Annotated in this window: 11 protein-coding genes and 1 riboswitch; all 11 genes read left to right on the plus strand. The window is 43.3% G+C overall.

The window, feature by feature from the left end; all coding sequences use genetic code 11:
- Positions 1 to 134 precede the first annotated feature (134 nt).
- The 11 genes from uvrA (at position 135) to D8863_RS00200 (ending at position 12839) form a co-directional block, all read left to right on the plus strand.
- Complete coding sequence (uvrA, locus tag D8863_RS00140) at positions 135 to 2966, plus strand: excinuclease ABC subunit UvrA (RefSeq protein ID WP_125440746.1); 2832 nt, start codon at positions 135 to 137, stop codon at positions 2964 to 2966.
- The gene (locus D8863_RS00145; protein ID WP_125440747.1) at positions 2959 to 4020 is read left to right on the plus strand and encodes a M24 family metallopeptidase; all 1062 of its coding nucleotides are present in this window, start codon (positions 2959 to 2961) and stop codon (positions 4018 to 4020) included. The genes uvrA and D8863_RS00145 overlap by 8 nt, the downstream gene beginning before the upstream one ends.
- A 55-nt stretch (positions 4021 to 4075) precedes the next feature.
- A riboswitch (M-box (ykoK) riboswitch) is annotated at positions 4076 to 4227 on the plus strand.
- A 195-nt stretch (positions 4228 to 4422) separates the two neighbouring features.
- The gene (mgtA, locus tag D8863_RS00150; protein ID WP_125440748.1) at positions 4423 to 7083 is read left to right on the plus strand and encodes a magnesium-translocating P-type ATPase; all 2661 of its coding nucleotides are present in this window, start codon (positions 4423 to 4425) and stop codon (positions 7081 to 7083) included.
- Positions 7084 to 7217: 134 nt separating this feature from the next.
- Complete coding sequence (spx, locus tag D8863_RS00160) at positions 7218 to 7616, plus strand: transcriptional regulator Spx (RefSeq protein ID WP_000591165.1); 399 nt, start codon at positions 7218 to 7220, stop codon at positions 7614 to 7616.
- A 66-nt stretch (positions 7617 to 7682) separates the two neighbouring features.
- Positions 7683 to 8252 (plus strand): SP0191 family lipoprotein, encoded by a 570-nt coding sequence (locus D8863_RS00165; RefSeq protein ID WP_000734687.1) that lies wholly within the window; start codon positions 7683 to 7685, stop codon positions 8250 to 8252.
- Between the two features lie 86 nt (positions 8253 to 8338).
- Positions 8339 to 8605, plus strand: coding sequence for an IreB family regulatory phosphoprotein (locus D8863_RS00170; RefSeq protein WP_000507059.1), 267 nt, complete (start codon positions 8339 to 8341; stop codon positions 8603 to 8605).
- 3 nt (positions 8606 to 8608) lie between these two features.
- Entirely contained in the window at positions 8609 to 9028 is a 420-nt protein-coding gene (gene ruvX / locus D8863_RS00175) for a Holliday junction resolvase RuvX (RefSeq protein WP_049538550.1), read from the plus strand.
- Between the two features lie 15 nt (positions 9029 to 9043).
- Positions 9044 to 9349: a DUF1292 domain-containing protein gene (locus D8863_RS00180; protein ID WP_125413899.1), complete on the plus strand. Its 306-nt coding sequence runs from the start codon at positions 9044 to 9046 to the stop codon at positions 9347 to 9349.
- A gap of 357 nt (positions 9350 to 9706) precedes the next feature.
- The gene (locus D8863_RS00190; RefSeq protein WP_125440749.1) at positions 9707 to 10957 is read left to right on the plus strand and encodes a bifunctional folylpolyglutamate synthase/dihydrofolate synthase; all 1251 of its coding nucleotides are present in this window, start codon (positions 9707 to 9709) and stop codon (positions 10955 to 10957) included.
- 90 nt (positions 10958 to 11047) lie between these two features.
- The gene (locus tag D8863_RS00195) at positions 11048 to 11503 is read left to right on the plus strand and encodes an SP_0198 family lipoprotein (RefSeq protein WP_125440750.1); all 456 of its coding nucleotides are present in this window, start codon (positions 11048 to 11050) and stop codon (positions 11501 to 11503) included.
- A 184-nt stretch (positions 11504 to 11687) separates the two neighbouring features.
- On the plus strand, positions 11688 to 12839 hold the full coding sequence (locus tag D8863_RS00200) for an iron-containing alcohol dehydrogenase (protein WP_125440751.1): 1152 nt from the start codon (positions 11688 to 11690) through the stop codon (positions 12837 to 12839).
- The last annotated feature ends 70 nt before the right edge of the window (positions 12840 to 12909 follow it).

The following is a 12909-nucleotide window of genomic DNA, read 5'->3' on the forward strand; positions in this document are numbered from 1 at the left end:
CCCCTATCCTTTCCTACTATTCAGTGATTCATTTTTTGCACCGTACTATTATACTATAAAAACAGCTTTTTGGGTAATAGAATTTCACATTTTTTGGTATAATGGAAAGCAATAATGGACTAGAAAGAACAAAGATGCAAGATAAAATTGTGATTCATGGGGCGCGTGCCCATAACTTAAAAAATATTGATGTGGAGATTCCGCGAGACAAGCTGGTTGTCGTGACTGGTTTGTCAGGGTCTGGGAAATCCAGTCTGGCCTTTGATACCCTCTATGCGGAGGGCCAACGCCGCTATGTAGAGAGCTTGTCAGCTTACGCTCGTCAGTTTTTGGGAAATATGGAAAAACCAGATGTGGATGCCATTGATGGCCTCAGCCCAGCTATTTCCATCGACCAAAAAACAACCAGTAAAAATCCTCGTTCGACCGTCGGGACAACTACTGAAATCAATGACTATCTGCGTCTCCTCTACGCACGTGTGGGGACGCCTTACTGTATCAACGGACATGGTGCTATCAAGGCTTCTTCTGTAGAACAAATCGTGGATAAGGTTTTGGAATTGCCAGAACGCCAACGTCTGCAAATTTTAGCTCCGGTCATTCGTAAGAAAAAAGGGCAACATAAGAGTGTCATTGAAAAGGTTCAAAAAGATGGCTATGTTCGTGTCCGAGTGGATGGGGAAGTCTATGATGTGACCGAAGTGCCTGAGCTGTCTAAGAGTAAGCAACACAATATCGATGTCGTGGTCGACCGTATTGTCATCAAGGAGGGCATTCGTAGCCGTCTCTTTGATTCCATTGAGGCTGCCCTTCGTATCGCAGAAGGTTATGTGATTATCGACACTATGGACGATTCTGAGTTGCTCTTTTCTGAGCATTATGCCTGTCCAGTTTGTGGTTTTACAGTACCAGAGTTAGAGCCTCGTCTCTTCTCCTTTAATGCTCCTTTTGGCTCGTGTAGTGAGTGTGATGGTTTGGGGATCAAGCTGGAGGTGGATGTTGACTTGGTGGTTCCTGATACCAGCAAAACTTTGCGTGAGGGAGCCTTGGCACCTTGGAATCCTATCTCATCCAACTACTATCCAAACATGCTAGAGCAGGCCATGACGGCTTTTGGAGTGGATATGGATAAGCCCTTTGAGGACTTGTCAGAAGAAGATAAAAACTTGATTCTCTACGGCTCGGATGGCAAGGAATTCCATTTCCACTATGAAAATGAATTTGGCGGTGTGCGCGATATTGACATTCCTTTTGAGGGGGTTGTCAATAATATCAAGCGTCGTTACCATGAAACCAATAGTGACTACACGCGCACCCAGATGCGCCTCTACATGAATGAGCTAACCTGTGGAACTTGCCACGGCTATCGTCTCAATGACCAGGCCTTGTCTGTTCGTGTGGGTGGAGAGCAAGGACCCCATATCGGTGAAATCTCAGACCTGTCTATCGCAGACCACTTGGAGTTGGTCAGCCAGCTGACCTTGTCTGAAAATGAAGCGATTATCGCCCGTCCTATTCTCAAGGAAATCAAGGATCGCTTGACCTTCCTCAATAACGTTGGGCTCAACTATCTGACCCTATCTCGTTCGGCAGGAACCCTATCAGGTGGGGAGAGTCAGCGTATTCGCTTGGCAACCCAGATTGGGTCCAACCTATCAGGTGTCCTTTATATCCTGGATGAGCCGTCCATCGGTCTTCACCAGAGGGATAATGACCGCCTGATTGCTAGTCTGAAAAAGATGCGTGACTTGGGCAATACTCTCATCGTGGTGGAACACGACGAAGATACCATGCGCGAGGCGGATTATCTGATTGACGTTGGTCCAGGTGCCGGTGTTTTTGGTGGCGAGATTGTTGCTGCAGGAACACCCAAGCAGGTGGCCCGTAATAGTAAGTCTATTACAGGCCAGTACTTGTCAGGTAAACGTGCCATTCCAGTACCAGAAGAGCGCCGTGCCGGAAATGGTCGCTTTATCGAAGTGACAGGTGCGCGTGAGAACAACTTGCAAAATATCACTGCTCGCTTCCCATTAGGGAAATTCATCGCGGTGACAGGGGTGTCAGGTTCAGGGAAATCGACCTTAATCAACAGCATCCTCAAAAAAGCTATTGCCCAGAAGCTCAACCGCAATTCAGACAAGCCTGGTAAATTCAAGACCATCACAGGGATTGAGCATGTAGACCGCTTGATCGATATTGACCAGAGCCCCATTGGACGAACGCCGAGGTCCAACCCAGCTACCTATACGGGAGTTTTTGACGATATACGTGACCTCTTTGCCCAGACAAACGAAGCTAAGATTCGAGGCTACAAGAAGGGCCGTTTCAGTTTCAACGTCAAGGGTGGTCGTTGCGAAGCCTGCTCAGGTGACGGGATTATCAAGATCGAGATGCACTTCTTGCCAGATGTTTACGTGGCTTGTGAAGTCTGCCACGGGACTCGCTACAACAGTGAAACCCTAGAAGTCCACTATAAGGAAAAAAATATCTCGCAGGTCTTGGACATGACCGTCAACGATGCGGTGGAATTCTTCCAACATATTCCCAAGATTCAACGCAAACTCCAGACCATCAAGGATGTGGGACTGGGCTATGTAACGCTAGGGCAACCGGCTACCACCCTTTCTGGGGGAGAAGCCCAGCGTATGAAGTTGGCTAGTGAACTCCACAAACGCTCGACAGGGAAATCTTTCTATATTCTGGATGAGCCGACGACAGGACTTCATACCGAGGATATCGCTCGCTTGCTTAAAGTCTTGGCTCGCTTTGTAGACGATGGCAATACTGTCCTCGTCATCGAGCACAATCTAGATGTTATCAAGACGGCAGACCATATCATCGATTTGGGACCTGAGGGCGGTGTCGGTGGTGGAACTATCATCGCAACAGGAACACCAGAAGAAGTAGCGGCCAATGAAGCCAGCTACACAGGACACTATTTGAAAGGAAAGTTACATCATGAATAAACGTGTGCAAGCATTTTTAGCTAAAATGCAAGAAAAAGAACTAGATGGTATCATCATCAACAACCTTAAAAACGTCTATTACCTGACTGGTTTTTGGGGTTCAAACGGAACCGTTTTTATCAGCCGTGACCGTCAGGTCTTGGTGACAGACTCTCGCTACATCATTGCAGCTAAGCAAGAAGTAACAGGTTTTGAGATTGTGGCTGATCGTGATGAGTTGGCTGTTATTGCAAGAATTGTCAAGGATATGGGCTTGTCTCGCGTCGGTTTTGAAGATGAGATTTCTGTCTCTTACTATCATCGTATGCAAGCAGCATTTGAAGGTTTGGAATTGCTTCCTCAAACGCAGTTTGTTGAGGGTCTTCGTATGATCAAGGATGAAAAGGAGATCGCAACTATTCGCAAGGCTTGCTCTATCTCAGACCAAGCTTTCCGCGATGCCCTTGACTTTATCAAACCAGGAAAGACTGAAATTGAGATTGCCAACTTCCTTGATTTCCGCATGCGTGAGCTAGGAGCGGCAGGCTTGTCTTTTGATACCATTTTAGCAAGTGGCATCAACTCTTCTAAACCACATGCCCATCCTATGCATAAACCCGTAGAGCTGGGGGAAGCTATTACCATGGACTTCGGCTGTCTCTATGACCACTATGTCAGCGATATGACACGGACCATCTATCTAGGGCATGTCAGTGACGAGCAGGCAGAGATTTACAATACGGTTCTGAAAGCCAACCAAGCTCTGATTGACCAAGCCAAGGCAGGTCTAGGTTTCCGCGACTTTGACAAAATCCCTCGCGATATTATCATCGAGGCAGGCTATGGTGACTACTTTACCCACGGTATTGGACACGGTATCGGACTGGATATTCATGAAGAGCCTTACTTTAGCCAAACTTCCAAAGAAGTCATTAAATCTGGTATGGTCTTGACTGATGAACCAGGTATTTATATTGAAGGTAAATATGGCGTTCGTATTGAAGATGATATCTTAATTACAGATAACGGTTGCGAATTGTTGACTCTAGCGCCGAAGGAATTAATTATTATTTAAGAAAATTAAGATAAATCATTGACTTTTATATTTTAAAGGTTTATACTGATAGACGAAAACGGTAGGTGAGGCTACCATAGGGATACGGATGACTACCGCAAAGCAGTGGAGACACTACTCGTTGGTCAACAGTCCTGGTCGCGAAGGCTAAGACTAAGCTCATTACATCGCCCTATGGAGTTAAAGCTTGAACGAAAAAACAGATAATTAGTTTTTTAATCCTGCCATTTTATGGTGGGATTTTCTACTGTTTTAGAACAAGGAAAGGAGACAAACGATGCAAATTGACGATCATCCAGAACCGCACATACACAGCCAATCGCTGATTTGTGTCGTTCTGCCCTTATAAAGTGATTGGTCTCTGTGTATGAAACACATCATTCATACAGATAGGAGAAACCAATGAAAACTACAAAAGAAAGATTAGCAACAGCTATTCACACACCTTTAAACGAAACTCTATCTTTTTATAAGACAAGTCTAACAGGCTTGACTGAGGAGCAGGTGGAGAAAAATCGTGACCTATATGGCGAAAATACCATCACCAAGGGTCAAGAAGACAGTATCCTCAAAAAGATTTACGAATCCATTATCAATCCATTTACAATCATCCTTCTTGTCATCGCTATGATCTCCATGGTGACCAATGTCTGGTTGGCGAAACCTGGACAAGAAGATCCGACGACCTCTATCATCATCGTCGTTCTCGTTCTAATCTCTGGTGGCATACGCTTTGTCCAAGAATTGCGGAGTGACAAGGCTGCGACCAATCTATCAAAAATGATTGTGAACACTGCCACAGTTATTCGCGAAGGCCAGAGTTTAGAGGTCGCAATTGAAGATTTGGTCGTTGGAGATATAGTCAAATTAAGTGCTGGGGATATGATACCAGCAGATCTCCTTTTAATTGAATCACGTGATTTCTTTGTCCAACAATCTGGTTTGACAGGTGAAAGTGACTCGGTTGAAAAACTAGCCTTGTCAAAAATGAGTCAGTCAAATTTTGATAGTCTGCTAGAAGCAGAAGCGCTCGCTTTTATGGGAACCAATGTGATATCAGGAAGCGCCAAGGCTTTGATTCTAGCGGTCGGTGATGATACCATGATGGGAGAAATCGAGCAGACCCTCAATACCTATGACGAACCGACCTCTTTTGAACGGGAGATGAACAGCATCTCTTGGCTCTTGATCCGTTTGATGTTGGTCATGGTTCCCATCGTCTTTCTCTCCAATGGCTTGACAGACGGCGACTGGCTGGAAGCAGGTGTGTTTGCACTGAGTGTTGGTGTTGGTTTGACACCTGAGATGCTTCCTATGATCATCACGGCCAGTTTAGCAAAAGGCTCCATTATCATGGCCAAGGAAAAAGTCGTCATCAAAAAACTCAATGCCATACAGGACCTAGGTGCTATTGATATCCTATGCACGGATAAAACCGGAACCCTTACCCAAGATGAAATTGTCCTGGAATATCCTTTGGACATACATGGAGATTTGGATTTGTCTGTGTTGAGACGGGCCTACCTCAATTCCTATTTTCAAACCGGTTTGAAAAACTTGATGGACCGTGCCATTATCAGTAGAACTGAAAAAGAAGCTAAAGAACACGCTATTCTACAAAATTTGGATACTAGCTTCCAAAAAATAGATGAATTGCCCTTTGATTTTGAACGCAGACGAATGAGTGTCATCGTCAAGGATGAGAACGAAGTTGTTAGTTTGGTAACCAAGGGTGCCCTAGAGGAAATGCTTGCGATTTCAACCCATGTGGAATATCAAGGCCAGATTAGCCCTCTGACGGATGATATCCGAGTGGAAATCTTAAAAGAAGTAGATCAACTTAATCAACAAGGCTTGCGAGTCTTGGGAGTCGCCTATAAAACAGGCCTAAAAGAAGGTTTTGCTTACTCCGTTGAAGATGAAAAGGAGATGATTCTAACAGGATATCTTGCCTTTCTAGATCCACCAAAACCATCAGCAGCACCTGCTATCCAAGCTTTGTTAGAACACGGTGTTCAAACAAAGATCTTGACGGGAGACAATGAAAAGGTAACCCAAGCAGTTTGCGAAAAAGTTGGTCTAGACGTTGATCAAATCTTGTTGGGTTCTGATATTGACGCCATGACGGACGAAGAGTTGGCTCAAGCAGTTGAGAAAGTGACTGTCTTTGCCAAACTTTCTCCGGATCAAAAAGCACGAATCATTTTACAAATCAAATCGAATGGACATTGTGTCGGCTATATGGGAGATGGGATCAATGATGCCCCTTCGATGAAAGTAGCAGATGTGGGGATTTCTGTTGATACAGCAGTAGATATTGCCAAAGAAACGGCTGATGTCATTTTGCTAGATAAGGATTTGATGGTGCTTGAAAAAGGGCTGGTTGAAGGGCGTAAGGTCTACGCTAATATGACCAAATATATCAAGATGACGGTCAGCTCTAATTTCGGGAACATTTTCTCTCTGTTAGTGTCTGGTATCTTTTTACCTTTCCTTCCTATGGCTCCGATTCACTTGATTGTGTTGAACCTAGTCTATGATCTTTCTTGCATTGCCTTGCCATTTGATAATGTGGATGAAGACTTTTTGAAACATCCTCATAAGTGGGAAGCAAAGTCTATTACTCGCTTTATGATTTGGATGGGTCCGATTTCTTCTGCCTTTGATATTTTGACCTTTATCTTACTCTATTTTGTTATTGTCCCAATGGCGACAGGTCAAGCCTATGCTCACGGAGCAGAGGCTGCAACGGGCTTTATCATTTTGTTCCAGACAGGTTGGTTCATTGAATCCATGTGGTCCCAAACCATGGTTATCCATATGCTTCGTTCAGCAAAACTTCCTTTCTTACAAAGTCGTCCATCATGGTTTGTTCTTGGTACAACCTTGCTAGCAGCTAGTTTTGTGACCTTTCTTCCCTACTCTTCAATTGCTAGCCTGCTTCATTTAACCCCTTTGGAACCAATTTATTTCCTCTTTTTGCTTTTGATTATCGTTCTCTATATGATAAGTGTTACAGTTGTAAAACGATTGTATATCAAAAAATTTAAAAGTTGGTTATAAATTGATTTTGTCAAGAAAAAAGTACGAAAATCGCGAAAAAAGTTAATTTTTTTTAAAAATAGGTCGCAAGTCGGATGTTTTTTATGGTATAATAGACTAAACTGATAGTAACATGTAGCGAAAGGGGTAGGTACATGATCAAAATTTATACAGTCTCAAGTTGTACTAGCTGTAAAAAAGCGAAAACCTGGCTCAATGCCCACCAGTTAAGTTATAAAGAACAAAATCTCGGTAAAGAAGGAATTACAAGAGAAGAGTTATTAGATATTCTCACGAAAACAGATAATGGAATCGCCAGTATCGTTTCGTCAAAAAACCGCTACGCTAAGGCACTTGGAGTTGACATCGAGGATTTGAGTGTCAATGAAGTGCTCAACTTAATCATGGAAACACCACGGATCTTAAAGAGTCCGATTCTCGTTGACGAGAAGCGCCTACAAGTCGGCTATAAAGAAGATGATATCCGTGCCTTCTTGCCACGCTCTGTCCGTAATGTAGAAAATGCAGAAGCACGTCTACGTGCAGCTCTATAAAACATCAAGGCTGGGAGTGACTCCTGGCCTTGTTTGCCCTTTTGTTTTAAAATCATGTGAGGAATTATGAAAAAGTTACTAATTGCTAGTTTTGCTCTCCTCTTTTTGCTTGCGGGATGTGGGCAAAAAAAGGAAACCCCTGCTGCTTCCACAACAGCATCTGAACCTCTCCAATCCAACCTTCCCGTTTTGGACAATGCCGAAAAGAATACGGTTGTCACCAAGACCTTGCTGATGCCGAAGTCAGAAAATGGAACGCAGCAGATTCAGACCATTACTTATAAAGGCAATCAGTTTTTGACCTTGACCATCCAGCAAAAACGACCTGTCGGGGATGAACTCAAGACCTTTATCTCTGAAAATGGCCTAGAGGAGACGCAAAAAGCGCTTCTAGAAGCGGAAGAAAAGGATGAGACCATCCAAGAGGCACGCAAACTAGCAGGATTCAAACTGGAAACCAAGCTACTCAGCGAGACAGAAATCCAGACGACAACGACTTATGATTTTCAAGTATTGGATGTCAAAAAGGCATCTCAGCTGGAATATTTAAAAAATATCGGCCTTGAAAATCTCTTAAAAAACGAACCTAGCCAATATATTGCAGATAGAGTGGCAAATGGGGCGACAGAACAATAGAAAATCCAAATTAATAGACGGACTTATTTGTAGAACGTCAGGGAATGTGCTATAATAGTACTATTCTAAGGAAAGAGGGTGTTAGAATGGGATTTACTGAAGAAACTGTACGGTTTAAATTGGATGATTCCAATAAGAAAGAAATTAGCGAAACATTGACAGATGTTTATGCTTCTTTGAATGACAAGGGCTACAATCCGATTAACCAGATCGTCGGTTATGTACTGAGTGGAGACCCTGCCTACGTTCCTCGTTACAACAATGCACGAAATCAAATCCGTAAGTATGAGCGTGATGAAATTGTTGAAGAACTGGTACGCTACTACCTTAAAGGACAAGGAGTCGATCTATAATCTATGAGAATTATGGGATTGGACGTTGGTTCAAAAACAGTAGGGGTGGCGATTAGTGATCCACTAGGCTTCACTGCTCAAGGACTTGAAATCATCCAGATTAATGAGGATCAGGGCCAGTTTGGTTTTGACCGTATCAAGGAATTGGTTGACACCTATTCGGTGGAACGCTTTGTAGTTGGTCTGCCTAAAAACATGAACAATACCAGCGGTCCACGGGTAGAAGCTAGTCAAGCCTACGGAGCAAAATTAGAGGAACTTTTTGGTTTACCAGTAGACTATCAAGATGAGCGTTTGACGACCGTCGCTGCGGAGCGTATGTTGATTGAACAAGCAGATATCAGCCGTAACAAACGCAAGAAAGTTATTGATAAGTTGGCTGCTCAGCTGATTTTGCAGAATTATTTAGATAGAAAATTTTAAGACAGAGGAGAAACTATGTCACACGATCACAACCATGACCACGAAGAACGTGAATTGATTACACTAGTAGATGAGCAAGGAAATGAAACCTTGTTTGAAATTCTTTTGACCATCGACGGAAAAGAAGAATTTGGTAAAAACTATGTTCTGCTAGTGCCAGTTAATGCAGAAGAAGATGAAGACGGACAAGTTGAAGTCCAACCTTACTCATTCATCGAAAACGAAGATGGAACAGAAGGCGAATTGCAACCAATCCCAGAAGACTCAGAAGACGAATGGAACATGATTGAAGAAGTCTTCAACAGCTTTATGGAGGAGTGATACAGTCTGGGAGACTGTATCACCCCAACTCCTAGAAACTAGAAAGAGTTGGAACATCCAGTGGATGTTTTTAGCCCTGCGCCAGAAATTAGAAACGCAGGAACGTTCGGGGAACGTTTTTACCCCAGTTCCTTGAAATAAGAGAGAACTGGTAAGTCCTGGGAACATTTTTACCCTTACGCTAAAAATAAAGACCGTAAGTAAGTCCGGTGGACGTTTTTAGCCCACGTTGAAATTCATTGTAGCTAGTGATTAGCTAACCAGGTAAGAGGTTGGGATTTTAGTCCTGACCTCACTTTTTATTTGTAATCATACTTTGATGCGGTAGTTGATTGGACTTTTGTTAAGGAGACATGTATGTTTGAAGTAGAAGAATGGCTGCATAGTCGGATTGGTTTAAACTTTAGATCTGGTCTTGGAGGAATGCAGCGAGCTGTGGATTTGCTGAGGAATCCTGAGAAGACTTATCCTATTATCCACGTAACAGGGACTAACGGTAAAGGGTCAACTATTGCCTTTATGAGGGAGTTGTTTGTAGCTCATGGAAAAAAAGTTGGTACTTTTACCTCTCCTCATATCATCAGTATCCATGATCGAATCTGTATCAATGGGCAACCGATTGCTGATGCAGATTTTATCCGTTTGGCGGAGCAGGTCAATGAGATGGAAAAGACGCTTTTGCAAACCTATGACCAGCTGTCCTTTTTTGAATTACTGACTCTGATTGCTTTGCTTTACTTTAAAGAGCAGGGAGTGGATCTGGTTCTGCTAGAAGTGGGGATTGGTGGTTTGCTTGATACCACTAATGTCGTAACAGGAGAGATTGCAGTTATTGCTTCGATTGGGCTAGATCATCAGGAGACCTTGGGCGATAGTCTGGAGGAAATAGCCGAGCAGAAAGCTGGTATTTTCAAGGCTGGCAAGAAGGCAGTCATTGCCAAGCTTACTCCAGAAGCGGAGCTTGTCTGTCAAAGTAAAGCGAGAGAGTTAGCTGTCGAACTTTATCAAGCTGGGCGAGACTTCACCTTGAATGCTGGGGATTTTTCAAGTAAGCTAGCAAACTTTTCACAGCTTGAAATCGGTTTAGAAGGTGCTTATCAGCAAGAAAATGCCGCCTTGGCTTTAGAAACTTTTCTTCTGTTTATGGCGTCAAGAGGTGAAAGGGTCGAAGAAGAGTTTGTCAGACGGGCTTTGAAGGAGACACATTGGGCAGGTCGATTGGAACGGATTCGTCCACAAATCTACCTAGATGGGGCTCACAATCTGCCAGCCTTGACTCGTCTAGTCGAGTTTATCCAAGGGAAAATCCAGCAAGGTTACCAGGTTCGCATCCTTTTTGGAGCACTTAAACGCAAGGATTATCAGGGGATGTTAGGCTATCTATCTAAGCAGTTGCCTCAGGTGGAACTTAAGGTAACAGGCTTTGACTACCAAGGCTCTCTGGATGAAAAGGATGTGGCGGGTTACGATTTGATTTCTTCCTATGGCGGTTTTATCAGAGAATTTGAAGAAAAGGCCAAAGATCAGGACTTGCTTTTCGTGACGGGCTCGCTCTACTTTATCTCGGAAGTCCGAGCGAGTTTGCAAGGAAGCGATGGGATTAGTTGACCTTCTAGGCTTAAGTTGTTATACTGTAGGTAGGAGGTATATCTGGAAACGATTCCAGCAAATTATTGGCACAAAAGAAAGGAAATCGCTATGAAAACGAAAACATTCACACTTTCTATTGCTTCCCTAGCAATTCTTAGTCTTTTAGTAGCTTGTGGACCTAAGGCACAAGCCCCTACCCAGCAATCTGCTCAGCAATCATCTACTCAACAAGAATCATCTTCTAGCGCTACGGCAAGTGCTAGTCAACCACAGGCATCCTCAAGTCAGGACACTACTGTAGCTCAACCTACGAATATCGATGGTACCTATACTGGAAAAGATGAGAATGACCAAATTACTCTTGTTGTAACAGGTAAAACTGGTACATGGACTGAGGTCGAGCCAGATGGAGATAAGGAAATCAAGCAAGTCAGCTTTGAGCCAGAAAATCAACGTGTCATTATCGGTGATGATGTCAAAATTTACACGGTTAATGGTAATCAATTGATTATCGATGATATGGACCGAGAGGCATCTGACCGAGTGGTATTAACTAAGCAATAATGATTAAGTAAAAGTTCCAATGAGATGAAAGCTATCTTTTTGGAGCTTTTTTCTTGAAAAAGTGGCTGGCTGTTCTTTACTAACTTTTTACTTAAAACGCTTACAAATATTTGTAAAACTTCTTATAAGGTCGTATACTTATGGTAAATAATCAATTAGCGCAGAGGCGCAGGAGGAAAAGCATATGGCTACATTTTACGTTCCATCAGTTAACCTTATCGGTAAAGGTGTTGTAAATGAAGTAGGCCCGTATATCAAGGAACTGAGGTATAAGAAGGCCCTTTTGGTGACAGATAAGTTCATCGAAGGCAGTGATATTTTACCTAAGGTCCTAAAACCATTAGATGCTGAAGGGATCGAATATGTGATTTTTAGCGATGTGGAGCCAAATCCGACTTGCAAGAACGTTACAGATGGGGTTGCTGCTCTGAAAGAGCATGGATGTGACTTCATCATCAGTCTTGGGGGAGGGTCTCCTCAGGATGCCGCTAGTTGTATCTCTATCATCACTACAAATGGTGGAAAACCTCAAGACTATGAGGGTCTCCACAAGTCTGCTAAAAAAGGCTTGCCAGTGGTTGCGATTAATACAACAGCTGGAACTTCTGCAGAAATCACCATTAACTATGTTATTACTGACGAAGAGCGCAAGGTCAAGATGGTAATGGTTGATAAGAATAGCCTTGCCCTTATCTCTGTCAATGATCCAGAACTCATGCTTTCAAAGCCGAAAGGATTGACAGCAGCGACAGGTATGGATGCTCTTACTCACGCTGTCGAAGCCTTGGTAACACCAGGTGCTTATAATGTGACCAAGAAACTTTCTATCGGAGCGATTGAACTCATCAAGGAGTATCTTCCTCGTGCTGTGGCAAATGGCCAAGATATTGAAGCGCGTGAGGCGATGGTCAATGCCATCTTCCTCGGTGGTATGAGCTTTAACAATGCTGGTTTGGGCTATGTTCATTCTATGGCTCACCAACTCGGTGCGGTATATAACTTGCCACATGGTGTCTGCTGTGCCATGCTTCTCCCAGTTGTAGAGCGTGAAAATGCCAAACGTGTACCAGAAGCTTTCCGCAATGTAGCCAAGGCCTTGGGACTCCATGTGGAAGGGAAAACAGACCAAGAATGTGCTGACTATGCTATCGCTGAAATTGAGAAACTGTCTGAAACAGTAGGTATTCCGAAGAAACTCACTGAACTCGGTATCCAAGAAAAAGACTTTGACTTTGACTACCTTTCTAAGAATGCTTTGATTGATGCATGTGCGCCAGGCAATCCATTTATGCCAACTTTAGAAGAAACCATTGCTCTCTACAAAGAACTCTTCTGATTCATAAAGTGAAAAAGAAGCTAAATAATGCTGGAAAGAACTATCATTTTGGTAGTTCTTTTTAATCCTC

Source organism: Streptococcus oralis, from assembly GCF_003943825.1.
Classification (GTDB): Bacteria; Bacillota; Bacilli; order Lactobacillales; family Streptococcaceae; genus Streptococcus; species Streptococcus oralis_CD.